This is a genomic window from Faecalibacterium sp. Marseille-Q3530, from assembly GCF_017377625.1.
GTDB lineage: Bacteria > Bacillota > Clostridia > Oscillospirales > Ruminococcaceae > Faecalibacterium > Faecalibacterium prausnitzii_E.
On the sequence record NZ_JAFREH010000021.1, the window covers coordinates 1 to 25,763 of the forward strand.

Genomic DNA, 25,763 nt, shown 5'->3' on the forward strand with positions numbered 1-25,763 from the left:
ACATCCTTCTACTTGGTAGCCGATGAAAAAGGCCATTTCGTAGCATTGCAAGCAATTTTGTAAACAAAACGTCATAATAGTCCGAGAATGGTCTTGAAAAAGATGCCCTACACTTGGTAGGCATCGAGAACGCCTGTTTCGTAGCATTGGTGAGAAACTTGTAATTGAATTGTAATTCTTGAGACCAAATCTCCGCTTTTGAAAAAATCCTCTCAATAGGTAGGCAACGAAAACAGCCCAAAGACAACCATCTTTTTGAGAATTAACAAAAAGGTCACAAATGACCGACTTTCAAAGAGGCGCTTCTACTATTAACAGAAAAAGTGGCCTAAAACGGGGGGTGTTGGAGAAAATTTCTGCCTTAAAAGTACGCCTCTACTCACTAGCCAGCGAGAATAGCCAAAAGCCAGCAAAAAACAAATGAATTATGTATTTCTGCCACTGATTGCAACGGCATATCGGTGACAGAAAGATCGTTTAGAGCGATTCTTCGCGGTTTGGGGTGGTGGAAATCGTTTTGTGGTTGGACTTTTTCTGCTGAAGCTGCTCCAGCTGTTTCAGCACCGATTCCTTTTCCGGGGTCTTACCGCCCGGTGCGGAAAGCTGCTGTTTATTCAGCACCATGTCGATATACTTGCGGATATTTTTCAGTGCGGAGATGTCCGGCTGCAAGGTTTCCAGTTGGGTGCGCAGCTCTGCGCTGCTCGATTGCAGCGCAGAAAATTCGGCATCCAATGCCGAAAAATCCACCGCTGTGCTGCCGTTCAGCTTCATCAGGGTGCGGACAGCTTTATTAAAGGTGTCCAGCTCCTCTTTGTGCTGGGCGGCATAAGCGTCCTTGGTCAGCTTGAAGCTCTTCTTTATAAAGGTATCGTGGATGGGCTTCAGCTTGGCATGGACGGCGGCAACATCTTTTATCTGGGCGATTGCCCGCATACGGTTTTCGTTCTGCTTCAACTGCTTGCGGAGAGGGGCGGCGGTCTGGTTTAAGCTGTCAATGGCTTCGTTCAAATTCTCAACAGTGTTCAGGGATTGGGCTTTCAGATAGTCCACAGCCCGTTTGACTTCCTCAAAGTCCCGGACAGTGCATTTCAGCTTTGCCTTGCCAGACCAATTGCTCCGCTGCTCGCTGCGAAGGTTGAAGTAATCCACCAGCAAGTCGGACAACGTGGGTTCTTTCGCCTTTTCCAGAGCGTCCAGAAGAAGCTGCTTCTTTTCGTTCAGGTCTGCGATCCAGCGTTGCAGCCCACGAATTGCACTGCGGATGGACTGCATCAGGCTGTTGGCTGCACGAATGTCCCGGTTCAGGTTGCCGAGAACGGTTTCTACTCCACGTTTTTCCATCTGGTGTGCGGCGGGGCCAAGATGCACGGTCGGTATCTGCTGGATGCCCTGCCGTTCAAAGGAGCGCAGGTCAACACGTTCCGGCCTTCCAGCAGCTTCCAGATAGCGGTTGGTGATGGTCTCCCAGCTGTGCCGCCAGACCTCGGCATACTTCTGGTCGTTCCAGTCCACGGTGTTTTCCTTGTGGCACTTCCAGTTCCCGGAAGGGAGCTGGATGCGCTCACCGTTCTCGTCAAGGTCGTACACCTTTCTGGCTTTCGGGAGCCACTTGCCGTGTTCATCCATTGCCCGGAGCGTCAGTAGAATGTGGGCGTGTGGGTTGCCATCTCCTTTGTCGTGGATGGCAAAGTCAGCAATCATACCCTTGGAAACAAACTGCTCCTGACAGAATTCCTTTATCATGGAGAGATACTGTTCTTTCGGCACCTCCACCGGAAACGCCAGCACGATGCGCCGGGCAAGCTGGGAGTTCCACTGGTTCTCCACGGCTTCCACGGCGTTCCAAAGTGTTGCCCGGTCTGCATATCCGGGTGGCGCATGGGACGGCAGCATGACTTCGGCGTGGACAAGTTCTTTCTTCTTGTTGTAGAATTTCGTTTTCTGGTCGTACTCACTGAACAGCCGTTCGCCGCTCTGATAAGCGGCCCCGGCAACAGCGGACTGCCCTTGGCTGCGCTTGACGATGGTGATTTTGAAATGCGGACACGGAATAGGTATCACCTCCAAACAAAAAGACCGCCCAGCAAGATTGCTCTTGATGAACGGTCTGGGATCGTATTCGGTTTTGCTCGCCGCCTTAGAACGGAGTGCTATGCGCTTTGGTCTCAGGCGGGAGCCGCAAAAGGATAGCTGCAAAGCAGCGCAAGGAAAATGCAGTTTTCCTTGGGATGGAATCGGGCTGGCGCACAAACGCCAGCTTCGATTTCATCGAGCCGTCTGCAAGACCGCAATTTCACCGGAACGGTGTATAATTGCGCCCTTTATTCTAAAGGGTTTTGGACGTTGCTGCGTTCGTGAACGTCATGCACCATCTTTGCAAGCGCCAGCACGACTTCCGGTTGACGGAACGAGATTTTCAGAAGCTCCATCACCTGATCGTCGGTCAATTCTCCCGGACAGATCAGAAAACTTTCCAGCATTCCGGCACGGGTGCAAAGACGATGCACACGCTCTCTCCGGTTCAGCTCCGACATCCTGCGTTCAAGGATTTTCTCCCGGTGCTGACAAGAGCGCAGCTTTTGCTCTGCTTTGTCTTTTTCGCTGCGGAGGTAGGCAAGGTCGGTTTTGGGTTGGGTCAATGGCATCACGCTCCTTTACAGCATTAGTGACATCCGATATTTTTGTTGGTTCGTGGTACACTACACATAATCAATATGGATAATCTCTCGCTAAAACTGTCATAATCCATTGGAAAAGTGGCGAGCGAAAACATGGACGCTGTTACGATCATTTTCTTAAAGTAAACAGAAAGTAGAGAAGTAAATGAAGGACTCTACAAATCGTAGGTGGAAATAAATCGGAAAACGTGATATGGATTGAGACAGTTCAAGAGAAAGGACAATCGACATGGATAGTCAAAAATTTGGTACGTTCATCTCGGAATTAAGAAAGGAAAGGGGGTGGACACAACTGGAACTTGCACAAAAGCTAAATGTTACGGATAAAGCAGTTTCAAAATGGGAGCGGGGAGTTTCCCATAGTTAAAGATACCACACCAAATATGATGAACCAACGCTTATACACTACCAGCTATAATAAACCGCAAGGACAGCAATTTGATGATACTGCTGTCCTTTCTTTTATAAAATTGCAGTACACATAAAAAAGCTGTAAAATGATAAATATATTTGTCCTTGTAACATTTCACGGACATTTGCCTGTTATACTATCTGCAAAAAGCAAAGGAAGTGAGGATATGAAGCAGATTTTAATTGTCGAGGACGACAGTTTTTTGAATAAGATGTTGGCCTATAACCTGACCGCAGACGGCTACGGCGTGACTTCTGCCCTAAATGCCAGAACCGCAGCCGAAGCCATCCGCCAGCGGGAATTTAATTTAGTGCTGCTGGACATCAACCTGCCGGACGGGAACGGTTTTGAACTGTGCAAGCTGATAAAGCCCCAGCACCCGGATACCATCGTGATTTTCCTGACCGCCAACGATCAGGAGAGCGACCAGATACGGGGCTATGAGGTGGGCGCGGTGGATTACATCACAAAGCCCTTTGTGATCGGGGCCTTGCAGCGGAAAATCAAAGCCATGTTCGCCATGCTGGAACACCACAAACCGGCCAAGGACATTTACGACGACGGGCGGCTGTTTCTGGACTTCTCGGAACAGACGGCTTCCTTAAATGGCAAGCCCCTGACCCTATCCCCGATGGAGTACAAAATGCTGAACCTGTTCCGCAAAAATCCCCGGCAAGTGCTGACCCGTGGGCAGCTTTTGGAAAAGCTGTGGGATATAGACGAAAGGTTTGTAGACGAACACACCCTGACAACTTCTATCAGCCGGATTCGCAGCAAGATTGAATCCGACGGCGGCGCGCCCTACATCAAGACCGTTTACGGCATGGGCTATCAATGGACGGGAGGCGAGGCAAAATGAAATTTCAAAACCTCTCGGTAAAGCGGCTGTTTGGCCGGGTGGCAATAGGGTTTGCCCTCTCCATGTCCGGGATCACCATAGCCCTTTTTCTTGTGACAAAACAGACGGCGGTGCTGCTGACGGGCGGGGCGCTGCTGTTGTGCGCCCTTGTAGGGATTTTTGTACTGACGCAGGCGTTTGGAAAACGGTTATCACAGTTTACCGCTGACCTGTGCCAGACCTTAGACCACATGATTGCCGGAAATGAAGCGCCCCAGCGGCCAGAGGACAGCGAAACCCAGCTTGCCAGAATCGGACACCGGCTGGCAAGGCTTTACCAGATCATGCAGGAGAACCGCCGCCGGGTGGACGAGGAACGGCAGGAGTTACAGACCCTTGTATCGGATATTTCCCATCAGGTGAAAACGCCGGTAAGCAATCTGAAAATGGCGACGGACACCCTGCTGGAAAAGCCTATGGCCGAGGCAGAGCGCACCGACTTTATCCGGGGAATCCGCAGCCAGACGGATAAGCTGGACTTTCTCTTTCAGGCCCTTGTGAAAACCTCCCGTCTGGAAACAGGCGTGATCCAGTTGGACAAGAAACCGGGCCGCCTCTTTGATACCGTGGCACAGGCCATGAGTGGGATCGTGTATGCAGCGGAGAAAAAGGAAATCGCCGTGTCCGTGGACTGCCCGGAGGATTTGACCGTTTCCCATGACAGCAAGTGGACATCGGAAGCCCTCTTTAACCTGCTGGACAATGCGGTGAAGTACACCCCGGCAGGCGGGAAAATCGCTGTGTCTGTGGTGCTGTGGGAAATGTATGTGGAAATCAAAGTGACCGACACTGGCAAGGGCATTTCCGAAAGCAATCAGGCCGCTATCTTCCAGCGCTTCTATCGTGAGGAAGAAGTACACGAACAGCAGGGTGTGGGCATTGGCCTGTATCTGGCCCGCGAGATCGTAACGCGGCAGGGTGGCTATATCAAAGTGGTTTCGGAGCCGGGCAAGGGTTCGGAATTTTCCATTATGCTGCCTACAAAATGAAAGTAAACAAGCGAGGTGTTTCTATTATGAATGAACGAGAAAAAATAATCCGACTGTGGTTTGATATGTGGCTTTATCAGAAAGATATGGGCATTGATGATATTTTTGCGGAAGATGTACTCTATACAGAAAGTTGGTGTCCCCAGTATAGCAATCGTAAAACAGTAAAACATTGGTTTCAGGAGTGGAATACCCGTGGAAAGGTGGTAGTTTGGGAAATCAAGCAATTTTTCCATAAAGAAAATCAAACGATTGTAGAGTGGTATTTCAAAAATGGAATGAACAATGGGGATATAGAGGAATTTGACGGTATTTCTTTGATTGAATGGACAGAGGACAATAAAATAAAATCATTAAAAGAGTTTGGGTGTAACCGTAATACCTACAATCCTTATCAAGAAAGCGATACTCCTCAATTTAGAAATCAAAAGGCGAATTGGTTTTAGAACAGATCATGAGCTACGGCGGACGGCCATTTCCGGCTGCCCGCCGTAAATTTTTTTGAAATGTCCGAGAGTTGTAACATTTCACCCCGATTTTCAATGAAATTTTTGGGCCGCTGTAACATTTCGCGGACATTTGGGTTTTACAATACCCTTATCAGCAGGCAGAAAGCCTTGGAAGGAGTTTTGAGTATGAGTATTTTACAGACTATCGACCTGAAAAAGTATTACGGCACAAAGCCGAATATCACCCGCGCCCTTGACGGCGTGAACTTCTCTGTAAATGACGGCGAATTTGTGGCCGTTGTGGGAACCTCCGGCAGCGGCAAGTCCACCCTGCTTCACATGATGGGCGGGCTGGACACCCCTACTTCCGGCAATGTGATTGTCCGGGACAAAGAGCTGTCGAAAATGAACGACGAACAGCTTACCATCTTCCGCCGCCGCAACATCGGCTTTATCTTCCAGAACTATAACCTTGTTCCTATCCTGAATGTGTATGAGAACATCGTCCTGCCGGTGGAGCTGGACGGGGACACGGTGGATCAGAAGTTTTTGGACGAGATTGTTCACCTGCTGGGGCTGGAAGATAAACTGAAAAATATGCCGAACAATCTTTCCGGCGGCCAGCAGCAGCGTGTGGCTATCGCACGCGCCCTGATTACCAAACCGGCTATTGTGCTGGCCGACGAGCCGACCGGCAACCTTGACAGCAAGACCAGCGCCGAGGTGCTGGGGCTTATCAAGCGCACCAGTGCAGAGTTCCGGCAAACTGTTGTGATGATTACCCACAATGACGACATAGCCCGTCTTGCAGATCGGATTGTCCGCATTGAGGACGGCAAGATTGTGGAGTAAGGAGGTGGCAGGCTATGACATGGCCTTTTGAGAATGATACCAGCGCCATTACAAAGAAGCTGGCAAAGAAAAGTTTGCAAAGCGAGAAGCGCCGGAATCTGATGGTGGTGATTGCCGTTGCGCTGGCGGCATTTCTGATCTGCTTTACGGGAATTGTGTCTACCTCCCTGACACAAATGCAGCGCAATCAGGTTGTCGATACTTATGAGGCGGTCTGGCTGGGCGTAGAGGAAAACGACATTGAAACCCTGAAAGGACTGCCGGAGTTTGAGCGCGTAGGCGGCTACTATATGCTGGGTGAGGAGCTTTCAGAACAGGGCTATCATGCGTCTTATGTGTATTGCGACGCGCAAATGATGGAGATTACCAAGGCGCAGATGGAGTTGTTAGAGGGCCGGGTTCCTGAAAAAGCAAATGAAGTTGTTGTAAGCGAATACTTTCTTTCCACCTATGGAAACAATGCCAAGATCGGGGACACTGTGACCTTAGATACAGAGAGTTTTCATGGTGATTATGTCGTTACCGGCATTATGGACAGCGTAAATGAAAAAGAAGCGAATACCTGCGCTATCATTCTTTCCAACGCTGCCCTGACAGGATGGAAAGGGTTTGACCCGACTGGCTATCGCGCCTATGTCCATTTCAAAAACAGCGACCAGTTGGGCGAAGAACTGATGACCTCTTATTGCAGGGAGATTGCGGAGGAATATCAGCTTCCTATGCCCAAAATGAACAGCAAGTATTTTGCCTATGCTTCTAAATCCTTTGATTTTGCACTGATGGCTGGCGTGATTGCCATTGTTCTGATCGGCGGCTATATTGTGATCCAGAGTATCTTCCGTATCTCCATCAATGACAAAATCAAGAGCTACGGGCAGCTTCGGACGATTGGTGCAACGCCAAAGCAAATCAAGCGGATTGTAAAGCGGGAGGGGCGTAAACTCGGCAGTATCGGGATTTTGATTGGTACAGTGCTGGGTGTATGCGGCGGTTTTCTTTTGTTTCCCAAGGGATTTAATGCTGTTTCCTATGTGGCAACGATTATTTTGACACTCATAAGCAGTTGGATCATGGTATCTGTTTCCATCCGTAAGCCGATAAAAATTGCGGCAGGGATTTCCCCGATTGAAGCCGTCCGTTTTACCCCGGCACAAAAGGACATCCGAAGCCGAAAAAAGAATATCAAGCTCAATCCTGTTTCAATGGGAATTGCGAATTTTAAGCGTGACCGAAAAAAGACCGTTGCTATTGTAGCCTCATTGAGTTTGGGCGGAATTATTCTGCTTGTGGTATCCTCCATTGTTTTGCTGCGTTCTCCAGAGGCGCTTGCAAGACGGTTTTTCCCGGACGGCGACTATAAAATTTATTTGGATTCTGAAATGACAGAAGAAAAGGTTATGGCAGCGGGAAATCCGTTGAATGAAGAATTAAAACAGGAAATCTTATCTATTGATGGTGTTACAGATATAATTCCAAGCAGACAATCTCTCTATGCAACCCTTAAGACGGACATTTACCAAAGCGGTGGTATGTGTGATATGCTGACCGACCAGAATTATGCAACAGTTGAAGCGGCTCTGACAGCAGGAACGATGCCAAAAGATTCCCGTAGTATTGTAATTGACTATAATGTGCTAAAGCAGAATGAGGATATGGGTGTTGGTTCAACAGTTGACTTTTATTTTGGAGAGGGGCAACCGCCTGTTTCCGTCACTGTATCAGGATTGTTTGATCCCAACAAGACGCCTTCCGGGCATGGAAAACTGGCCCTCGATGGAGTACTCTTTTTCGCACCAGAAGCATTGTTCCATGAACTGCACCCGGAAATCGCTTCTTTCGACTATTCATGGAGCATTGTAAACGATCCGAAAAAAACGGACTATGTGGGAGCTGAATTGAAAAATATTGTTGCCAGCCATAGTAATATTGCCTTAGATGAAATCAATACAGTGATTGAATATGAAGAAATGACAAATTCTTTTGCGTTTGGCAGTATGGAGATACTTTCATGGTTGGTATTTCTCTTTGGCGTTATCAACCTTATCAATACGACACTCTCTAACCAGATAGCCCGAAAGCAGGAAAACAGTATTCTGCGTTCTATCGGCCTAACACAAAAACAGCTATGTGAAATGAACATCTGTGAGGGGCTGTGCTATGCGCTCTTTGCAACATTGGCGACGCTGATCGTTGGGCTTCCGGCTTCCATCTTTGCTTGCAGAAAAATGAGTATAGGAGCTTTTGCCGGAAATGTAGTGCCTTACAAATTCCCGGTTTTGGAAATGGGACTGTTCATTCTGGTATTGTTCGGAATGGAACTGATCTTGTCTGTATGGACAATCCGCAGACAGAAAAAACAATCCCTGATCGAACAAATGCGGGCGATGGAATAATCGTATGGGATCGGCGGGGCGGCGTGTGCTGCCCCGCTTTTTTCGCCATTTCTCAAAAAATTTTTGAAATGTCCGAGCTTTGTAACAATTCAGCCTGTTTTTTTGTCGAAATCAAAGGCACCTCGGACATTTATAGTTCTTCCAAAAGTTTGATGATAATATTACCATTCATGGAAGAAGCAATCTGTTATTACAATAATGCGAAATTGACGATAGTGCCATCATTAAATTGGGCTTCCACCCGGTTGGTGTCCATGTTGTAGCGGTAGGAAAGCGCTTTTTGAGAGTGATTATGGTCGAAATACTGATTTCGTTTCATTTGAATTGCTCCTTAAATGATTTTGGAATTTGATTTTCAACGAGATGAGGTCTCTTTTTCCTTTCTCTTAAGTCACCCAGCCGCACTGTCCTGCATCGCAGGCGTTCACCACATAATCAAATTTCTTGCTGCGGAATAGTTTGCGCAGGACATTGAACTGCGGCTTCTTGGTATTGTGTACCAGCAGTTTCCACTCGGCAGGAAGAATCGGCAAATCCTCAAAACGCCAGTTCTCATAGCGTTCATCGTAGTATTCCGGGGCTGCATACTCTGCCAGATGCCCCAGACACCAGCTCACCACGCAATCCCCACCCTCCAGATACCCGTCCTCCTGCCGATATGCACCGATCACTTTTGCAATGGATTTCGATACGCTCGGTTTTTCTGCAATCACCAGATATTTCAACTTTTTCTCCTTTTTGAAAAAAGCAGGGATAGCCTTTCGACTACCCCTGCATCCTTATATCACAGTTTTCTTATGTGCCATTTTTGTTGTCCGACTGATTATCCTCGTTCACAGTCGTAAGGCTCTGGTCGGTTTCCAGATTTTCACTCTGCGGCGTTTCTTCTTTCGGCTTCGGCTTATAAATGTAGAAGTAGAAGAAAGCACCTGCGCCGCCCAGTGCAGCCACGAATACCAGCAGCAGAATCTTATTCATGCCGCCGCTGGATTCTTCTTTCGGTTCTTCGATTTCCACATCCGGGGCAAGTTCAGGTTTGGTTTCGGGCAGGACTACCGCAGGCGTTTCTTCTTCCTGCTTGCCGTTTCGTTCTTCATCGTCCAGAAACTCCTGCAAATCGTACTCGTCGATCATCGAGAGCATATAGACGTTTTCGCTGTTTCGCGCCCGGTCAATCACCAGAAAGAACGTATTGCCGCCCTTCGTCTTGACCGTGAAGAACTCCTTGCTGGGGTCATCCACGATGTTATCCTCCACCTCGCCGTTGCCTGCGATGGTGAACGGAATCTTTTCTTCCTCCGTCGGCTCTGCTTCCTCGATCACCTGCACAGGTTCTTCCGCCACCTCGGTGGTGTCCACATAGGCAAAGGCCGGGGTCGAAAAGCCCACCGCCATCAGCAGGGTCAGAATTGTGCTGGGGATAACAACACCCAGCCTTTTAAGCATCTTTTTCAATCGCTTCCTCCGTTTCTGCTTCTTCCGAAGCCTTGCTTATGGCGGTCAGGAACGTCACGTTTCCCGCCTGAATGTTGTCCAGCAGAGCCAGCAGTTCGCGCCCGCCCATCTTGGTGCTGCGGATGGCACGAATGATCTCGCTGTCCTCTTCCTTTTTCTGTGCTGCCCGGATGGTTCTCAGCCGTTCTTCCAGTTCCGCAATCTGCTGTTCCGTCTTTTCGGCTTCATCCAGATATTTCTGCAATTTCTTGCCCATCGGCCCTCCTTTCAGTTGATGCGGCCAAAGCCTAAAAAGTGGCTTTGCCAGTAGGTCGAATTGATGCTGGTATAGGAAATGGGGTCGCCGCAGTGGATCATCATACCATTGCCGACATAGATGCCAACGTGCGACGCGCCAGCGGTGTTATAGGTTTTCTCGAAGAAGATCAGGTCGCCGGGTTGCGCATCCGCAGGAGAAACATAACTGCACTTCCCGCGCAGGCCGTTGGCTGTTGTACGCCCAACGCTCCACCCATTGCCACAGTTATTGATAACCCAGCATACGAAGCCGGAACAGTCAAAACTGGTGCTTGGGGAACTTCCGCCCCACACATACGGCATACCGAGATATTTTTCGGCTTCCTCAATCATCCTTGCGAACTTTTCATCCGAAAGAGCTTCCGAGGGAATGTCGTACTTGAAGCCACCGCCGGAGCCACCAGCACCACCACCTGTGCCGATACTGCCCGTTGTGCCGCCGCTGTAAGTCGGTGATCCTGCGCCGAACAGTTCGGGGCGGTTGCCGTAGGTCAGGTTGTAGGCATCGTATCGCCCGGTCTGCTTCCGATTCATGTTCTTCCGCGCAATGGTATCGAAGCCCTTATTTTTCAGCAGGACATTAAGGATTTTATACTCGTACTCCACTTCTTCCTGATAGGTATAGGTTTCCATGCTGATGTTTCCAAAAGCGTCAATCGTTGGCCGAATCCCTACTCTGGTTTCCATGCGTGTGCGAATCTCAATGGTTTCCCACACTTTCAGGAGATACTGCTGCTTGAACAGTTCCTTGATAACAGGCTTGACCTGTCCTCTGGTGAACTGTTCATAAACCGCAGTCAGATGGGAAATAAGCTGATATGGGTCATGCCCGATTTCATCCAGCTGATAGCGGTATTCATCGTAGCCCGGATGGGTGGATTCCATCTGCCGAATCTGCTTATCCAGTTCTTTTTCCAGCTCCAGATAATCCTCTTCCGTGCCTTTCATGTCGGCATCCTTGCTGGGGTAGGTCGTTCCCACAAAGGTACTGCCCGTTCCCTGAATTGCCGCACCGCAGCTTGAAAAGGCTCCCAGCATGACCATCACCAGCAGGATACCCACTCCAATACTGACCCACAGGGTTTTATTCTGCGTGACGATCTCCTGCACCGCCGCTTTCGCTTTCTCCGTAATGGTATTGGTTGCCGCTGCCGCCTGCTTGCTGGCGGCAGTTCCGGCTTTCTGGCCGCGCTTGGCTGCTGCATAGGCATCCTTATACTGCTTTTTCTGGTAAAACTTCGCGCCAACTGTCTTTGCTTCACCGCCTGCGGCAGTCGGTGGTGGCTGGGATTGTTTCTTTTTCAGCGACGGTTCTGCTGCATTTTCTGCAGTGCCACCCTCGCTCTCAGTGAATTTCAGGCGGCTGGATTTCTGATCCTCCCCACCTCTTTTCTCCGCTCTGGCAGATTTGTCTTTGGGCTTTTTTCTGCCTTTGACAAAGTGGTGCAGGCGTTCGGCGGCTTCTTCCGACTTATGTGCAGCTTCCACGCCGGAATTGTCCTTTTCTACCTGATGTACTTTCTGATGGGCGAACCCGGTGGCGGTATCCACTCCTTTCTTGGCCACCTTCTTAACGCCCATCACCATGCCACGGACAATGCCGCCCTTTTCGTCTTCAAAAGAAAGTCGGCCTTTCTTGGTCTGCGGCTCTGCATCCGATTCCGCAGGCGCATCCTTTGGCTTACCCTCTTCCTGATGGGCTTTGTAATAGTCTGCGCTCTGCTTGGCGGTGCTGTGATGCCGGGGTGTTTCCTCCTTCCCATCCTCGGCATCCATGCACAGTTCTTCTTCCACGATAGGTTTTTCATCTGTTTCTTTTTCCGCAGTTTCTTCTGCCGAATCTTCCTTCTCCGGCTTTTCTGCTGCGGTTGCGGACTTCTGCTCCCCGGTGCGGAGGTTTTCATCCACAAGACCATCCTTGGTCATTTTCTGGACGATTTTATCTCTGCCTCGAAACTTTTTGTCTGCTATGGAAATCACCTCCTTCCGGCTGGAGCCGTCATGCGAGCAGGGCTGCGTGGGTTTCCCACTTATCAAGCACCTGCTCCAGCTTCCGGGCAAAGGCGATCAGACGGGCATTCACTTCCTCACGATCAAGATAACCGTGGGCTTCCATGTGAAAGCCGTCAGTCAGTTCATCGGCCAGTGTGCCAACGGCGTAAAAGTCCTCCAGCACCGTATGCACTACCGATTCTTCATCTTGGAAGTTGAGCGGCTCCACCTCATCGAAAGGCGGGCCGGAATCACTTTCGTGCGGCTCCATGTCAGAGTGATGATGAATCTTACGGCTCAGTCGGTCAAAAATGTTCGGTGTGTTCATGCTTCTTTCTTCTCCTTGTATTTTCCCATCTCATTGGGCTTGGTGGTCATCAGGCTGTAAAGTTTCAGCGATGTATCGAACTTATCCTTGAACGGGATAATCGTATTGCCGTAGAACAGCAGCCCCTCGCCCTCGTTGCTGTTCGTCACATACGACAGCTGGAACGGTGAAATATTCAGCTGCTTTGCAAGGATTTGTCGGTCGCCGGATGCCTGGTTGAGCATATAAATAAAATCGCTGTTCTCGAAGATGTTCTCGATTTCCCGGCTGGCCAGCAAATCCTTAATGTTCTGCGTAATTCCTGTCGGTACACCGCCCCATTTTCGGAACCGCTTCCAGATTTCGACGCTGTATGCAGCGGTCTGTTCCTCTTTCAGCAGGAGGTGGAACTCGTCTATATAGTACCGGGTGTTCTTTTTGCTGTTGCGGTTGATGGTAACGCGGTTCCAGACCTGATCCTGGACGATGAGCATACCCAGTTTTTTCAGCTGTTTGCCCAACTCTTTGATGTCGAAACAGATAATTCTGTTATCCAGTTCCACATTCGTCTGGTGATTGAACACTCGCAGCGAACCATTGACGTAGATTTCCAATGCCGTGGCGATACGCTGCGCCTGCCGCTCTTTCTGCTCCCGCAGGCAGTCGTACAGATCACCGAGCGTCGGCATATTCTCCGGCTTCGGATCGTTCAGATACTTCTGATAGACCAGCGGCAAGCAGCGGTCAATGACTGACTTTTCTTCCGGCTCCATACCATCCCGTGCGCCCATGATCAGTTCGCACAGGGAAAGAATGAAGTCCGATTTCATGCCCAGCGGGTTATCATCGTCCGCATAGTTGAGGTTAATGTCCATCGGGTTGATGTAGTCCTTACTGGTGGACGAGATGTGAATGACCTGTCCCCCCAACGCTTCCACCAGCGGATAATACTCTCCCTCCGGGTCTGCCACGATAATATCGTCCGTTGTGGTAAAGAACACGTTGGTGATCTCACGCTTCGCACTGAACGACTTACCGCTTCCCGGTGTTCCGAGGATCAGACCGTTCGGGTTTTTCAGCTGCTTCCGGTCTGCCATAATCATGTTGTTGGATACGGCGTTCAGACCGTAATAGAGGGAATCGCCCTCCATAAAAAGCTCCTGCGTGGTGAAGGGAACGAAGATGGCGGTGGAAGTGGTGGTCAGTGCGCGCTTGATGGGAACGAGATTATTGGCCAGCGGCAGGCTGCTCATAAGGCCCTGCTCCTGCAAATAATCCAGACGGTTCAGAGTGCAGTTGAACTTCTGAGCGATACCAGCAGTCTGAAACACAGCACTATCCAACTCCTGCTTGGTCTTTGCTGTATTAAGGAACAGCACCGTAACAAGGAACATACGCTCATTGCGGCTTTGCAGATCATCCAGAATCTTCTTGGCCTCACCGCCATAAGTTGCAAGGTCGCTCGGAATAATTTCCATATCATAACCAGACCTCACAGCTTTCTTTTGTTCCTCGATTTTCATACGGTCTAGGTCGGTAATTTTGCCTTTGATCAGTTTGATGGCTTTCAACTGGTCTACCGACTGCACATGGATACTGACGACCAGATTTTTGTCCATGTCCAGAAATTCGGCCAGCACCTTATCCGTCAGTTCCGGGGCAAGGATGTTCAGATAGGATGCAGCACCATAGGTATCGCCCATCATAAAATCCTTGCCGCTCTTGAACAGAAAACTGGTCGGCGCAATGAAGTCCTTGGTCGTCATGCCGCTCTGCAGGATGCGGTCATAGCTGAAATCGAACTTGTGCTGTTCCTCCTGATGAAAGGTTTCGTACATGATCTGAAGCCGTTCCACGCCGTTCAGCGGGTAGGCTTTCACGCCCAGCACCTTGAAATTATTGAGAATATCGGTTTCAATACGCTCCAACCGGGGCTTCGCTTCCCGGACGCTCTTTGCTTCGATGCTAAACGTGATGTACTTCGTCCGAACCAGACCGTTGTTACCCTTGGCAAGTTGCTGTTTCAGCATCTGTGCATATTCCATGCGCACATCATCGAACTGGTCATGCTGCGGCTCGATCTGGATAACCTTGTTGTACTCGCTCATATCGCTTTTGTGGTTGATGAACGAAAGCTGAAAGCGGATGCTGGCATCGAAATAGTTGAGGAAGTCGCACCAGCTTTCAAAGATGGTGTTTTTATCCTCGTTCTGTGCCAGCTGGTAGTTGATGTCGTAGAATCGGACGGTTTTGGAATACAGATGTTCCTCCACCCGGCAGATACCGTCGCGCCCCATTTCCAGATACGGAATGGAATGCTGCACGGTCAACCGCTGTTCCTTCTGGTTCTTTTCGGGTTTACGGAAGAACTTTTGGAAGAAGCCGCCGAACTGCGGTTTCTTCTTCGGTTCACTTTTTACCAAGAATGCCTCCTTTCTTCTGGATCGGTGTTGCGGTTTCCAGTTCCCGCTCATACAGGTTTTCGACCTCATAGCGGCGTACTGCAGGGCGTTTGAAGCGGACACTGATGAAGTTTGTCAGGATGGTTTCAAGGTGCATCCCGTTTTTCTCGTACAGCGCAAAGAAAAATTCCGGCAGCATCAGAAGCACCATGCCTGCCGCTGCATTGCTGGTTCCCAGCGTATCGCGCATGAGGAAATAGAACGGAACACCCATGCCCGCCGCAAAACCCATGCACACAAGCTGGCGTTTCGTCAGGTTCAGAAAGACCTTATTCTTTACTTTGGAAAGGTCTTTGGGAATCGTTACATAGGCCATTTATCACCAGAACAGCCAGACCGCCGCCGGGAAACGGCGTTGTCTGCTGTCTTTTCCTTTCGTTTGATTTTCCCGGATTTAGTGACTGCCGAAGATCTGTTTGGACAGACTTCCCGTTTTGAGCAGCGAGAAACAAAGAATCACCGTGTAGGCCATTGTGCCGAACAATGCCGAGTGAATATCCGAAGATACCCGGATGCTGCCGATAAGGGCTGCATAAATTGCCACGCAGACCATCATCAGGAACGCTTGGAATGCCAGCGCGAAGAGCCCTCGGAAGTAGTTTGTACCCACATGGCCCCATTCACGGTTGCTCATGGTTGCAAATGGAATCGGAGCAAGCGAAGTGTAGAGGTATATTTCTATCATTCTGCCGTACATAATTACCGTGATAACCACCGACAGAATTTTCAGACACCAGCTTACAACAAGGGTTTCCAATGCCAGCGTCACCAGTTCGCCAATCGCCATTGTTGCCATTGCCGCCTGCATCTGCATGGAAAGAGAACTAATATCAATGGCGGTATTGCCACGGATAATGCCGGAGGAAGAATTTACCACCGACTGTCCAATGTCAAATACCGCCATTGCAATATCGAACGTATGACTGACGAGATAGACCGCGATCCACATCTTCACGAAATACTTGAAGAACATCCAAGTGTCTACATCGTGCAGATTGTTCCGCTCTGTCAGCATCGAGATCAGTTCATAGCAGAGGATCAGCGTAATGATGATTCCCGCAATGGGAATCACCACCGAATCCGAAATGTTACGGATCATGCTGAAAATGCTGCTGTTCCACCCTTGCGGTGTCTGCCCGACCTGAGCAGCGATTTCACTGGTCTGTTGGTTGACCGCTGTGAACATCGTACTCAGGTTGGACTCCACCATGCCGGAAAGAAGTTCCCTCATCCATTTTTCGATTGCTGCGAAAATATTATCGAACAATGGCGGGTTTTCCTCCTATCGCTTGTTGATTAGCCGAACAGACCGGAGAGCAGCGGGATAAGCTGCGTACCGATGAGAATGACACCGCCGCCGGACATCAGCTGCTTCATGCCCTGCGACTTTGCGCCGGGGTTGTCGTTTCCGTACCCTTCCATGAGGTTCACAACGCCCCAAACGCCAAGGCCCGCGCCGATGGCAACAACGAGAGTCTGCAGAACGGTAATAGCCTGATTGAAGAATTCCATAGTCGTTTTTCGCCAGATTGCAGCATTGATAAAAAGTACGATTCCAAAAGAAAAACAGGCTGGCACATCTTCGGTGCTGCCTGCTCCTGCAATTCTGGCTTCTCCTTTCATTTTCATAAAAAATCAGCCTTTTGGAATCGCAAAATGTAGAGATCAGTCGGACAAGTTACCTGCCACGGGGGCTGCCCGGACAGGCGGGCGGGCGAATTTACTTCGGATAATGACCTCCTTCCTATGCTGTGCTTTCTTCGGACACATCCACCTCGTAGCAATCAAATTCTTCATCCATCCGCAGCCTGAGTTCGTGCTTCAGGTAGCGTTCTACATCGAAAGCGTTCTTCTTATCGAAGTCCGACAGTTCTTTGTACCGCTTATGCTTGGTAATGTCGAATTTGTCGCTGAGGAATGGCCGGACACCGCGCAGCTGCAGGATACACTTGCTGCCATCCATGACAGAAAGTTCGTCCCGGCTCATAAGTTCCTTTCCGGTCTTTTGGTAGGTTGTACCAAAGGAAGGGCTTTGACCGCGCGTGTCGGAAGTGTTATATAGGTCGATGGTTTCTTTCCCCAAGGTTTCAGAAATCTCTTTGAGTGTCGAGCTTTCCTTACCGCCGAGGAAAAGCATGGTGTCACAGTTACCGATAATGGTTTCTGCGGCATCTTTGTAGATGGTTTTCAACTGGCTCTGAGATTGCAGAATGATTGATGCCGAAATCTCGCGGCTGCGGATGGTGGCGATCAGCTTATCAAACTTCGGGATCAGACCGATATTCGCAAACTCATCGAGCAGCAGCCGCACATGATACTTTAGCTGACCTCCGCATTGATCATCTGCACGGTCACAGAGCAGATTGAAAAGCTGGGTGTACATGATGGACACCACGAAATTGAACGTATCGTCCGTGTCGGAAATAATAACGAACAAGGCCGTGCGGCGGTCCCCCAGCAAATCCAGTTCCATTTCATCGTAAGCCATCAGGTCACGCAGCTCCGCAATATCAAATGGGGCTAATCTGGCACCGCAGGAAATGAGGATGGATTTTGCCGTTTTGCCAGAGACGAAAAGTCAAGGACTTTTTCATCAAATTCAAAAAGAAGTCACATTTTGCGGACTTCCTCACGGAGCAGACGCTTGATTTTGTCCTCCATCGTCTCTTTTGCGGTCTGGCTGAAATGGACACGGACGATATAGGTTGTCTTGCCGATCTGCTTTCTGACAGTCGGGCAAGTGGCGGTGTTGGTTGCGGTATTGTTCATTCAAAATCCTCCTGTAAATGAAAAATGCCCGGTGACTGTTCATCATCGAGCGGTGTCGGTATGAGGGAACAAGGCAAGGCGGCAACATTAAGGTATCTATAAAAACCTTGCCGTCTTTGCCATGCTTGCCGTGTTCCTGTTGTCAGTCTCGGAGATAGCAGACCCATGCTGTGCCGTCTTTCTCGGTCACAAGTCTGTCCCCGATACGGCTCTTTGCCGTCCTCATGGTGCGTGAGGAAATCCCACGCTCATTGACTGCCTTTTCCAGTTCTGCGCTCGGCATACGCTTTCCGTCCGCAAGCAGTTCCAGAATGAGCATTTGCGCCTGTGCGGTCTTGCTCTCGGTCTTGGCGGTGTCCGTCCCGGCAAGAAGCTCGTCAGCGGTAATGTCATAAGCCCCTATCCATTCAAAACCTTTCTCGTCTCCCAGAGAAAAGGCAAGAGACTGACCGGGCGGCGCAAGGGAGCTTTTCTCATGGATAAGCACCCTCGTTGTGGGACTGTCCTTCAGCTTGCCAATAAACAGCAGACTGCGGACTGCCGCCGTAATGTCGATAGACCCCAATCCCCGGTAGGTGCTTTGCGTTCCTGCGGCTTTGTTCAGGTGTCCAATCAGCACGATAGCGCACCCGGTAGCCTGTGCAATGTCTCCCAAACTGCGGAATATCGGGCGCACCTCGTTTGCTCTGTTCATGTCCACATCTGCGCCCAGAAACGCCTGTACCGGGTCAATGATAACCAGCCTTGCGTTGTTTTCCCGGATTGCCCTTGCTATGCGCTCATCGGCAAGGGTCAGCGGTGTGTCCCTATCGTCAATGACAAGCACTCGTTCAAGGTCTGCGTCAGCTTCCATCAGCCGGGGCTTAACGGTATCGCCCAAACCGTCCTCGGCGGTCTGATAGATGATGTTGAAAGGCTCAAGGGTCTCCATACCAGGTAAAGGCTTTCGGTTGGTGCAAGCCGCCGCAAGACGCATGGCAAAGTAGGTCTTACCCTCGCCGGGGTTGCCCTGTATAATCGTCAGCTTTCCAAAGGGGATATAGGGAAACCATAGCCAATCCACGCTCGTAAGCTCCACATCTGCCATGCGGAGCATGGGAACAGGCTGGGCGGTGGGCAGCTCTCGCAGCGTGATTGTCTCGGCTATGAATTTGCGGCTGGGAATGTCCCCTTGCTGACGGAGAACATCGTTCCAGTCTTTCCTTGCCGGGACAAGGCGAATGACGGCGATCTCACCGGGAATGTCCTGTGCCAGTCGGGTGCAGGCTTCACTTCCTGCGGTGTCGCTGTCAAGGCAGAGGAACACTTTTCGGGTGTCCTTGCGTTCAGAAAGAAAACGGTCAAGGGCTTTGCCTGAAACGCCGCCCAGGGCAAGGTAGCTCCTTGTCTGCCAGTCCTGCGGATAAAGGCAGATAAAGGACAAAAGGTCAATCGGTGCTTCAAAGACAAAGAGCTGGTTGCCGTTTCCCTCATAGTGGAACGGATAGGATTTGTCAGACCCGGCAATGTCCTGTCTGAATGGGTCTGCCGTTCCTCGCACATGGGCGTATCTCGGCGTACCGCTTCGGTCTCTGCCGACAAACACAACATTGTGCCGCTTTGCGTCCTCGTAAATATCCCCGGAAAGAAGAAAAGCCTCAACAAGCGTTTTGTTGAGACCTCGGCTTTCGCAAAGATATTGAATTGCTCTGTCGGCTGTTCTATTGTGCAAGGGCAAGTGAAACGCTGTGGGCGGTGCTGTGCTGGCTTCGCTCTGTCCCTCGGCGCTTTCGCCGGTTAAGAGCTGGACTGCTTCGGGAAAGGACTTGCCGTAAAACTCCATGACAAAATCAATGGGATAGCCGCCCTTGCTCTGGCTGTGGCGAAACCACTTGTTTCCCCGGACGGTCAGGCTGTCATGTTCTTTCCAGCGGTATTCCCGTCCGCTTTTGATAAGCGTCTCTCCCTGTGTGCGGAGAAAATCTTCCAGACTGACGGCGTTTGCCCGGTCAATCTGTGCTTGGGTGTACTGCATGGGCGTCCTCCTTACTTCTTGAAAACAGCGCATCGTCTGCAAATGCCATGCTCACGCTCGTCCAGCGTGTAGGGGCAGTTCGCACATTCCTCGCCGTACTGTCTCATGATAACAGGCAGATAGCCCAGCTCCTGCAACATATCAATCTGGCGGTCGGTGAGGGTGGCTTCAAAGGCAAGGCATTTCCGGGTGTGTTCGTCCAGCTCGATCAGGTCGGAAAGCGGTCTGCCATCGGTCAAAGCTTCTCCGCTCAAAAGGCGTTTTGCCGTTCTGCGGATGGGGTTGTACTCGTTCTTCCAGTCGTATTTTTTCATCGTGTCATATCCTCCTTTTTGTGTCGTGTTTTGGGTCGATTTTGGAGCTTTTGTTCCTCTGTGCGCTCGTTAAATCGGGCAGCAGTATCTACACATGACTTGACCTTCCAAAGGCGGTGTAAATCGTCTCTGACGGTCTTAAACTCGCCATAGGTGGTGTTGTGCGCCTGTTCCAGCTCGTCATACTCTTCGGTCAGCTTTTTCATATCCACCTTGCCGTCCGGGAACTCCCCGGTCAGCTTGCGTCTGGCGGCGTAGAACTGTTTCAGTTCCGCTTCATGCTCTGCCTTGTACTTGGCTCTGGGCTTCTCAAACTTGATTTTCTGCAAGCCGTCATAGACAGGCTTCAAGCTCTGGAAAGCAGCGGAGCTGTCATAGAGCTGCTTAATTGCTTTCATTCGGGCGGTCTGTTCGTCCAGCGTTTTCTTCAAGCTCTCTGTGGCAGCACTGTGTTCGCTGACACGGCTTTCCAAATCTTCAAGGGAGTAAATGCCGTTTGCCCGGAGATAATTGAAAGTCTCGTTCATCTCCTTTAGATTGCTGACCTTGCCTTTCTGCGAATACGCCCCGGCTCTGCGCTGGGTGTAATAGGCGTTCAGCAGAGAAACAAGGTCGGGTGCCTGCGGCTTGGCAATCTCCGCTTTTGCTTCGGCAATCCAATCGAACAGGAGAGCGATTTTCTTCTTGATGTCCCGGATAACGGCATTGGTCGCCTTGATCCAGCGGTTGAACTCGCCCTTTTCGGTGCGTATACCTTTCTTCTCCATTGCCCGGACGGTTGCGCCCTCATGGACGGTGGGAAGAAGCTCCACGCCTTGCCGTTCATAGCTGCGGTGGTCGATACGAACATCAATACCTTTTTCCGCAAACTTGGCATTGCACATCTCCGCCCATGCTTCACGCCAATGTTCCAGCGTTTCGGGACTGCCCCAGTCGGTAGTGGGAACGGCGTTGAAAACAAACTCTCCGTTCTGGTCTCGGATACGGTTGCCGTCCTCGTCCAGTTCGTACACCCGGCGTTGCTTTAGTCCCCATTTGCCGTTCTGCTCGATGGGACGGATGGGGCAAAGCACATGAAAATGTGGATTGGGTATGCCGCCGTCCTCTCTGTCTGGCTGGTGTACAGCGAAGTCAACCACCATGCCACGGCTCACAAACTGCTCCAATAAAAATTGCCTTGCAAGAGCGATGTTTTCCTCAAGGGAAAATTCATTCTGCAAAGCAATGTCAAAGCTGTATGCAAGCTGTGCCGTCTTTCCACGCTCGGCTTTTTCCACGGCGTTCCATAGGGTCTGACGGTCTGCGTATTCTTTCGGTGCATGGGACGGCAGGAGAATGTCGGAGCATATCACGCCGCCCTTGCGGGTGTAGTCGCTGTATTCGCCATAATACTCGCTATACAATCGCTCCCCGGCACGGTAGGCGGCAGAAGCAATAGCGGACTGTCCTGCGCTTCGCTTAGTCTGCGTGACGCTCAGATGAAATAGTGCCATCGGCTTTCAACTCCTTTTCTCTGTTTGCTTGGCTGATGTGGGTAATCGCCATGTGACGGACGGCTTGCTGGACTTCGGACAGAGAAAAGATGTGTTCCATCAGCTCTGTCATTTCGGTGCGTGTGAGATCTTTGACCTCCGGGGCAAGGCTCTCAATCGTGCCGCCCAGATTGCAAAGGCGGTGGGTGCGCTTGGTGCGTTCGCCTTTCTCCAGATACTTCTTTCTGTTCTCCAGACGCTCCAGCTTGTGCTGTTCCTGTGCAAGCTGCGTCTCGACCTGTTCCTTTTCGGCTCGGAGCTGTTCAAGGTTTTTCGGTTTTGCCATTTTTCGTGACCTCCTTTTTTGAAAATGGGGATAAAAAAAGACCGTCAACTTTTCGCAGATTGCGACCAGTCAACGGTCAGTTTTTCGGTATTCAGTTGTTGTGTTCAGTTCGGTAAATTGAAGTTGGTCAAAGTTGTTGGCGAAGATATTCCACAACATTTCCATTCGTATCATAGAAACAGATGTTTCCTACATTGAGGGGCAGGACAATGGCGAAAGGCTTGCCACTATCAATATCAATCACCTGAATGCCGTTGCCATCATCTACTTCAAGTCGAACAATATTTTGGGTATTCATTGAGATAAATGCCCTTTCGTTATTTCCCTCAACAACAAACTCTGCAATGTAATCATCAACCTCAACTATATCTCCACCACCACGGAAGAAATATCCAAAAGACAAGCCAGGGCGATTTACATAGACAGAAAAAGTGTGGTCTGTCTTGTCCTGTGGGTAAGAAATAAATGCAGCCATTGTGTCGGAAATGCTTCCATCAACAATCCAATCATCCAAAATTTTTTGAGATTGGCGAATGTCTGCTTCTAAACTGTTTGCGGTTTTACCAATGTCATTGTTTGCATAAAGGAAACCGAAAACCAACACACAAGCCAAAATAACACCCAAGAGGATTATGGGTAATTTCTTTTTCATAGAATCACACTCCTTTATCAAATTAAGATTCTTGATTTTCAAACTTGCTGGCGGCGAACGGTTTGTCAAAACCGTTTGCGGACGGCAAGTCCACAGGGGATAGCCGCTTTAGCGGCGCAAGGGGGTGTAGCCACCTTGACGGAACGAAGTGACGAAACATTCTCGGTCATGCAGTTTTCTTCTGCTGACGGAGAATGAAGCTCCGCAGGACGCACCACTCTCGACAGAGAGTATAGAAGTGCGCCCTTAGAGTTCTAAGGGTATTTTTAGATAATTGGGAATGTTTCTTTGTCAAACTGCGTAACATTGAACACGATACGCCACTCGACATCATCACCAACCGGTTCAAAGTGCAGAGCAGAACAAGCAGCATGAAGTTTTTCTTGTGAATTTGTTCCATATATAACTGCTGTCGGACCATCTGCACCACCAATAACACCAACAACAAAACAGGAACTACTGCCAACTGGACGGAACGAATGATCGTCTGGTGTAACTTCTATCGGTCTATCGCCTTCATCACAGTCAAAAACCGAAATGTTCTCCATCGGTTCAGGGGTAAGTGTATAACTCATGGCAATATAATGTGTCGGATAAATCCAGCGATCAGAACCAAAACTATTTTGAGGAACTGTCTGCTGTTCTATTTCCTGCACGGTCAGTGTATGGGTTATTCCGCTAACAGGATGGGAAAACATAAATGAATCTCCGGGTGCGTGAACTTTGAAATGTGAGCCTGGAACTTGTCCTGGTTGCTGCTCCATTGTAAGAAAAAGTTTATTGATTTCAGGGTGATGCTTGGTTCCCCAAGGAAATACGTCTCTGCATATGACCCAGCCATAAGTACTATCCAGCCCATAATGGTCGATTGCCCATTTTGCTTCCAACTCATTGATAACGCCATCTGGCAGACAAGGATTAAAGCTCACAGCGCAGCCATGGGTTGTCTGTAATATTTTCTCGTTTAACTTCAAGCAAGGTTTGAAGTTAAAACAAAGTGGGTTTTCCCATTCCATCTGCATCTGTTGCTCACGGGTAAAATTTTCACATGAGTCATTTTCCCAGTCCAGATTCCATTTTTTCATGAAGTCACGGATGCTTTCTGAATCAACTCGCATACAAAAATCAACGACAAGTCCTTTGCTACATGAATAAGCTGCCGGAATTACCCAATGATATCCAGCCCAATCGAATTGTTTATCCAGCTTGATCTCTTTTCCGGCACGGTCTTTACCTCGATGTCCCCAGAAATCTCCATCAAAGTAGACCTTCCATTCAGGGGCAACCAATTCTGCCTCTGAAGTCATATCATTATCGTAATAATCTTCTGTGTATTTAATCTGACTGTAATCAAAGGAAGATTGCAGGTTTTTGATATATGTCCACGGTTGTTCCATAGGCAACAAATTCATCTTCTCTGAAATTTCCGATAAAGTTTGCTGTTGTTCCTGGGTTGTAGGGTTTTCATTGAGAAAGGCTTCAAACTGTGCTTCGTTCCACATCCACGCTTGTTCCACTGCCGCCACATCACCACAAGCCAGTATAAGCCGCAGAAAGTCGGTAAAATTTTCAGCTACTGGATGAACATAATCAGGAGAAGTATTCATGGGGCTGACAGAGAAAACCATCTCTCCAAATCCACGAATGAAACAGAAGTGGATACCATCTATCCCTGCCCATCCAAAAACCGATGCCCCTTTTGGGGTACAAAAATAATTTGTATTATCCTCACGGAGTTCAACTCCCACAGGACTTAAATCGACACCCCGCTGTAAAAATTTTTTCAAAATTCTATTCATTAAGCATCCCCCCATAAAATTAGTGCTATCACGCTCTTTATTGTAGTAAATTTTATCACAAGAGTGTGAATAAATCTACTGGCGAATGCTGAAACCGCCCGAACAGTTTCTTTCTGCTCAGGCGGCTTTCTTCATCTATTTTTCTTTCTTCTGCTGCACTTGTTCATGGGCTTCCTGCTGAACATCAGCCCAGCGGAAAAGCCATACTTGAAGTGACTTTCACTTTCTTCACATTGGGCGATTGCTGTCTGCGCCCGGAGTTCCTGCACCAGCTCATAGTCCTCTTTGCTGAGCCGCTGGGACAACTGCTCCATGAGCTTTTCACAGGCTATGACTGCCTTTCGGTATTCCGGTGATGTAGGTACAACTGTCTCGCAGGGATAAAACTCCCCATTATACATGGCTTCCAAAATCATAGCTTTACCTCTCTCAACAGTAGATTAGTTCCGTCTTGATGATTTCCTCTGCCCGGCAGCGGATGGAGTTCATTGACTGCACCCATAACATCTGATTTTCCGCTTTCATGGCTTCGGTCACGCCCTCGGCTTTCATCATCTGCCGGATAATCAAGTCCAGCCTGTCTGCCGCCTGCTCGTTCAGATCGGCAACGACGGTGTGGAGCCTGCCGGACAAAATTAGCTCGTTGTAAAGCATGGGACGGTGCAATTTCAGATAGGACTGGTGCAAGCGTCCCCAATGCCCAATAGGTCGGCGTTCATCCGGCAGCTTCAAGTCCGGCACATAGTAGTCGCCCACCAACACATAGTCCATACCGTTCTCATGGATTCTCGGTTTCAACTCTTTCATAAAATCACGCTCCCTTTCTCGGTCCCAGCTGCGGCAAACTGCTCACCGGGATAAATACCCCTCTGGCAATATCCTCGGTGCGGATTGCCTGTTTTCTGGCTTCAATCTCCGCTTTTTTCTTGGCTTTCGTGCGCTCCTCATACTCTTTCTGTTTACCATTGGCTTTCCGCTTCAAGTAGTTCTGGTGGAGCCTGTCCTTGCGTTCCTCACGCTTGCGGATTTCCTCTAATTCCTCCGGGGTAAGCTCCACTTCGCCAAACGCAGGGGGAACGAAACGACCCACGAAATTGAAGTAAATCTCGACCTCCTGTGTGGTCTGAATACTGCCCTTGCGGTCACGCTCATGCACAAGGATTTTCTCAATAAACTCATTGAGCATGGCAATCGTCAGCTTGTCGAAGTT

At 49.6% G+C, this 25,763-nt stretch carries 28 protein-coding genes and 1 pseudogene; 6 read left to right on the forward strand and 23 right to left on the reverse strand.

The features are described from left to right. Positions 1 to 477: 477 nt before the first annotated feature. Complete coding sequence (gene mobQ, locus J3350_RS12920) at positions 478 to 2,055, reverse strand: MobQ family relaxase (RefSeq protein WP_370569329.1); 1,578 nt, start codon at positions 2,053 to 2,055, stop codon at positions 478 to 480. Positions 2,056 to 2,324: 269 nt separating this feature from the next. After that, positions 2,325 to 2,648, reverse strand: a complete 324-nt coding sequence (locus J3350_RS12925) for a DUF3847 domain-containing protein (RefSeq protein WP_207686928.1) — start codon at positions 2,646 to 2,648, stop codon at positions 2,325 to 2,327. Positions 2,649 to 2,910: 262 nt separating this feature from the next. Between J3350_RS12925 and J3350_RS12930 the strand changes: the two genes are divergently transcribed. The 6 genes from J3350_RS12930 to J3350_RS12955 all read left to right on the forward strand — a co-directional run bounded on the left by J3350_RS12930 (position 2,911) and on the right by J3350_RS12955 (position 8,674). Next, the gene (locus tag J3350_RS12930; RefSeq protein ID WP_081027757.1) at positions 2,911 to 3,048 is read left to right on the forward strand and encodes a helix-turn-helix transcriptional regulator; all 138 of its coding nucleotides are present in this window, start codon (positions 2,911 to 2,913) and stop codon (positions 3,046 to 3,048) included. A gap of 211 nt (positions 3,049 to 3,259) precedes the next feature. Continuing rightward, positions 3,260 to 3,952, forward strand: coding sequence for a response regulator transcription factor (locus J3350_RS12935; RefSeq protein ID WP_007890426.1), 693 nt, complete (start codon positions 3,260 to 3,262; stop codon positions 3,950 to 3,952). After that, the gene (locus tag J3350_RS12940) at positions 3,949 to 4,980 is read left to right on the forward strand and encodes a sensor histidine kinase KdpD (RefSeq protein WP_147593823.1); all 1,032 of its coding nucleotides are present in this window, start codon (positions 3,949 to 3,951) and stop codon (positions 4,978 to 4,980) included. Before J3350_RS12935 ends, J3350_RS12940 begins: the two co-directional genes overlap by 4 nt. A gap of 26 nt (positions 4,981 to 5,006) precedes the next feature. Then, positions 5,007 to 5,426, forward strand: coding sequence for a nuclear transport factor 2 family protein (locus J3350_RS12945; RefSeq protein WP_044946403.1), 420 nt, complete (start codon positions 5,007 to 5,009; stop codon positions 5,424 to 5,426). Positions 5,427 to 5,615: 189 nt separating this feature from the next. After that, the gene (locus J3350_RS12950) at positions 5,616 to 6,281 is read left to right on the forward strand and encodes an ABC transporter ATP-binding protein (protein ID WP_044946402.1); all 666 of its coding nucleotides are present in this window, start codon (positions 5,616 to 5,618) and stop codon (positions 6,279 to 6,281) included. Between the two features lie 14 nt (positions 6,282 to 6,295). Next, positions 6,296 to 8,674, forward strand: a complete 2,379-nt coding sequence (locus J3350_RS12955) for an FtsX-like permease family protein (protein WP_207686914.1) — start codon at positions 6,296 to 6,298, stop codon at positions 8,672 to 8,674. 190 nt (positions 8,675 to 8,864) lie between these two features. Here the strand turns inward: J3350_RS12955 and J3350_RS14040 are convergent, their stop codons facing one another. The 21 genes and pseudogenes from J3350_RS14040 to J3350_RS13055 form a co-directional block, all read right to left on the reverse strand. Further along, entirely contained in the window at positions 8,865 to 8,993 is a 129-nt protein-coding gene (locus J3350_RS14040) for a DUF6061 family protein (RefSeq protein WP_242699359.1), read from the reverse strand. A gap of 67 nt (positions 8,994 to 9,060) precedes the next feature. Continuing rightward, entirely contained in the window at positions 9,061 to 9,399 is a 339-nt protein-coding gene (locus J3350_RS12960; protein WP_207686915.1) for a toprim domain-containing protein, read from the reverse strand. 70 nt (positions 9,400 to 9,469) lie between these two features. Then, complete coding sequence (locus tag J3350_RS12965; RefSeq protein WP_207686916.1) at positions 9,470 to 10,120, reverse strand: DUF4366 domain-containing protein; 651 nt, start codon at positions 10,118 to 10,120, stop codon at positions 9,470 to 9,472. After that, positions 10,113 to 10,385 (reverse strand): DUF4315 family protein, encoded by a 273-nt coding sequence (locus tag J3350_RS12970; RefSeq protein WP_207686917.1) that lies wholly within the window; start codon positions 10,383 to 10,385, stop codon positions 10,113 to 10,115. Before J3350_RS12970 ends, J3350_RS12965 begins: the two co-directional genes overlap by 8 nt. 11 nt (positions 10,386 to 10,396) lie before the next feature. Next, entirely contained in the window at positions 10,397 to 12,334 is a 1,938-nt protein-coding gene (locus J3350_RS14180) for a C40 family peptidase (RefSeq protein ID WP_207686918.1), read from the reverse strand. Between the two features lie 91 nt (positions 12,335 to 12,425). Then, entirely contained in the window at positions 12,426 to 12,746 is a 321-nt protein-coding gene (locus J3350_RS12980) for a hypothetical protein (RefSeq protein WP_207686919.1), read from the reverse strand. After that, entirely contained in the window at positions 12,743 to 15,199 is a 2,457-nt protein-coding gene (locus tag J3350_RS12985; RefSeq protein ID WP_207686920.1) for a VirB4-like conjugal transfer ATPase, CD1110 family, read from the reverse strand. Before J3350_RS12985 ends, J3350_RS12980 begins: the two co-directional genes overlap by 4 nt. Next, positions 15,135 to 15,503, reverse strand: a complete 369-nt coding sequence (locus tag J3350_RS12990; RefSeq protein ID WP_207686921.1) for a PrgI family protein — start codon at positions 15,501 to 15,503, stop codon at positions 15,135 to 15,137. The genes J3350_RS12985 and J3350_RS12990 overlap by 65 nt, the downstream gene beginning before the upstream one ends. Positions 15,504 to 15,581: 78 nt before the next feature. After that, on the reverse strand, positions 15,582 to 16,418 hold the full coding sequence (locus tag J3350_RS12995; RefSeq protein WP_330577007.1) for a VirB6/TrbL-like conjugal transfer protein, CD1112 family: 837 nt from the start codon (positions 16,416 to 16,418) through the stop codon (positions 15,582 to 15,584). Positions 16,419 to 16,483: 65 nt separating this feature from the next. Continuing rightward, entirely contained in the window at positions 16,484 to 16,699 is a 216-nt protein-coding gene (locus J3350_RS13000; RefSeq protein ID WP_113998658.1) for a Maff2 family protein, read from the reverse strand. 232 nt (positions 16,700 to 16,931) lie between these two features. Continuing rightward, positions 16,932 to 17,756: pseudogene (locus J3350_RS13005) on the reverse strand (VirD4-like conjugal transfer protein, CD1115 family); the annotation flags it as partial. Positions 17,757 to 17,797: 41 nt separating this feature from the next. Next, entirely contained in the window at positions 17,798 to 17,956 is a 159-nt protein-coding gene (locus tag J3350_RS13010) for a transposon-encoded TnpW family protein (protein WP_006428300.1), read from the reverse strand. A gap of 142 nt (positions 17,957 to 18,098) precedes the next feature. Beyond that, positions 18,099 to 19,970, reverse strand: coding sequence for an AAA family ATPase (locus tag J3350_RS13015; RefSeq protein WP_207686922.1), 1,872 nt, complete (start codon positions 19,968 to 19,970; stop codon positions 18,099 to 18,101). Positions 19,971 to 19,981: 11 nt separating this feature from the next. Then, positions 19,982 to 20,284: a hypothetical protein gene (locus J3350_RS13020; protein ID WP_024729653.1), complete on the reverse strand. Its 303-nt coding sequence runs from the start codon at positions 20,282 to 20,284 to the stop codon at positions 19,982 to 19,984. Then, positions 20,281 to 21,777 carry a MobQ family relaxase gene (mobQ, locus tag J3350_RS13025; protein WP_207686923.1) on the reverse strand — a complete coding sequence of 499 codons (1,497 nt, stop codon included), beginning with the start codon at positions 21,775 to 21,777 and terminating at the stop codon, positions 20,281 to 20,283. Before mobQ (J3350_RS13025) ends, J3350_RS13020 begins: the two co-directional genes overlap by 4 nt. Next, positions 21,743 to 22,102, reverse strand: a complete 360-nt coding sequence (locus J3350_RS13030; RefSeq protein ID WP_207686924.1) for a DUF3847 domain-containing protein — start codon at positions 22,100 to 22,102, stop codon at positions 21,743 to 21,745. Before J3350_RS13030 ends, mobQ (J3350_RS13025) begins: the two co-directional genes overlap by 35 nt. 127 nt (positions 22,103 to 22,229) lie before the next feature. Beyond that, complete coding sequence (locus J3350_RS13035; RefSeq protein ID WP_015516227.1) at positions 22,230 to 22,754, reverse strand: hypothetical protein; 525 nt, start codon at positions 22,752 to 22,754, stop codon at positions 22,230 to 22,232. Positions 22,755 to 23,020: 266 nt separating this feature from the next. Next, complete coding sequence (locus tag J3350_RS13040; RefSeq protein ID WP_015573038.1) at positions 23,021 to 24,553, reverse strand: hypothetical protein; 1,533 nt, start codon at positions 24,551 to 24,553, stop codon at positions 23,021 to 23,023. Positions 24,554 to 24,684: 131 nt separating this feature from the next. Continuing rightward, a complete protein-coding gene (locus J3350_RS13045; RefSeq protein ID WP_005944778.1) occupies positions 24,685 to 24,969 on the reverse strand; it encodes a DUF6809 family protein in 285 nt (94 codons plus the stop codon). A 13-nt stretch (positions 24,970 to 24,982) separates the two neighbouring features. After that, positions 24,983 to 25,360 carry a TnpV protein gene (locus J3350_RS13050; RefSeq protein ID WP_207686925.1) on the reverse strand — a complete coding sequence of 126 codons (378 nt, stop codon included), beginning with the start codon at positions 25,358 to 25,360 and terminating at the stop codon, positions 24,983 to 24,985. Between the two features lie 4 nt (positions 25,361 to 25,364). Beyond that, on the reverse strand, positions 25,365 to 25,763 hold a 399-nt coding region (locus tag J3350_RS13055), incomplete at its 5' end, for a DUF4368 domain-containing protein (RefSeq protein WP_207686926.1).

Excerpts from the sequence above, each read along its gene's own strand:
- J3350_RS12925 (WP_207686928.1), bottom strand. The coding sequence starts at position 2,648 with ATGCCATTGACCCAACCCAAAACCGACCTTGCCTACCTCCGCAGCGAA.
- J3350_RS12930 (WP_081027757.1), top strand. The coding sequence starts at position 2,911 with ATGGATAGTCAAAAATTTGGTACGTTCATCTCGGAATTAAGAAAGGAA.
- J3350_RS12935 (WP_007890426.1), top strand. The coding sequence starts at position 3,260 with ATGAAGCAGATTTTAATTGTCGAGGACGACAGTTTTTTGAATAAGATG.
- J3350_RS12940 (WP_147593823.1), top strand. The coding sequence starts at position 3,949 with ATGAAATTTCAAAACCTCTCGGTAAAGCGGCTGTTTGGCCGGGTGGCA.
- J3350_RS12945 (WP_044946403.1), top strand. The coding sequence starts at position 5,007 with ATGAATGAACGAGAAAAAATAATCCGACTGTGGTTTGATATGTGGCTT.
- J3350_RS12950 (WP_044946402.1), top strand. The coding sequence starts at position 5,616 with ATGAGTATTTTACAGACTATCGACCTGAAAAAGTATTACGGCACAAAG.
- J3350_RS12955 (WP_207686914.1), top strand. The coding sequence starts at position 6,296 with ATGACATGGCCTTTTGAGAATGATACCAGCGCCATTACAAAGAAGCTG.
- J3350_RS14040 (WP_242699359.1), bottom strand. The coding sequence starts at position 8,993 with ATGAAACGAAATCAGTATTTCGACCATAATCACTCTCAAAAAGCGCTT.
- J3350_RS12965 (WP_207686916.1), bottom strand. The coding sequence starts at position 10,120 with ATGCTTAAAAGGCTGGGTGTTGTTATCCCCAGCACAATTCTGACCCTG.
- J3350_RS12970 (WP_207686917.1), bottom strand. The coding sequence starts at position 10,385 with ATGGGCAAGAAATTGCAGAAATATCTGGATGAAGCCGAAAAGACGGAA.
- J3350_RS12980 (WP_207686919.1), bottom strand. The coding sequence starts at position 12,746 with ATGAACACACCGAACATTTTTGACCGACTGAGCCGTAAGATTCATCAT.
- J3350_RS12985 (WP_207686920.1), bottom strand. The coding sequence starts at position 15,199 with ATGAGCGGGAACTGGAAACCGCAACACCGATCCAGAAGAAAGGAGGCA.
- J3350_RS12990 (WP_207686921.1), bottom strand. The coding sequence starts at position 15,503 with ATGGCCTATGTAACGATTCCCAAAGACCTTTCCAAAGTAAAGAATAAG.
- J3350_RS12995 (WP_330577007.1), bottom strand. The coding sequence starts at position 16,418 with ATGAGGGAACTTCTTTCCGGCATGGTGGAGTCCAACCTGAGTACGATG.
- J3350_RS13000 (WP_113998658.1), bottom strand. The coding sequence starts at position 16,699 with ATGGAATTCTTCAATCAGGCTATTACCGTTCTGCAGACTCTCGTTGTT.
- J3350_RS13010 (WP_006428300.1), bottom strand. The coding sequence starts at position 17,956 with ATGAACAATACCGCAACCAACACCGCCACTTGCCCGACTGTCAGAAAG.
- J3350_RS13015 (WP_207686922.1), bottom strand. The coding sequence starts at position 19,970 with ATGCAGTACACCCAAGCACAGATTGACCGGGCAAACGCCGTCAGTCTG.
- J3350_RS13020 (WP_024729653.1), bottom strand. The coding sequence starts at position 20,284 with ATGAAAAAATACGACTGGAAGAACGAGTACAACCCCATCCGCAGAACG.
- mobQ (WP_207686923.1), bottom strand. The coding sequence starts at position 21,777 with ATGGCACTATTTCATCTGAGCGTCACGCAGACTAAGCGAAGCGCAGGA.
- J3350_RS13030 (WP_207686924.1), bottom strand. The coding sequence starts at position 22,102 with ATGGCAAAACCGAAAAACCTTGAACAGCTCCGAGCCGAAAAGGAACAG.
- J3350_RS13035 (WP_015516227.1), bottom strand. The coding sequence starts at position 22,754 with ATGAAAAAGAAATTACCCATAATCCTCTTGGGTGTTATTTTGGCTTGT.
- J3350_RS13040 (WP_015573038.1), bottom strand. The coding sequence starts at position 24,553 with ATGAATAGAATTTTGAAAAAATTTTTACAGCGGGGTGTCGATTTAAGT.
- J3350_RS13045 (WP_005944778.1), bottom strand. The coding sequence starts at position 24,969 with ATGATTTTGGAAGCCATGTATAATGGGGAGTTTTATCCCTGCGAGACA.
- J3350_RS13050 (WP_207686925.1), bottom strand. The coding sequence starts at position 25,360 with ATGAAAGAGTTGAAACCGAGAATCCATGAGAACGGTATGGACTATGTG.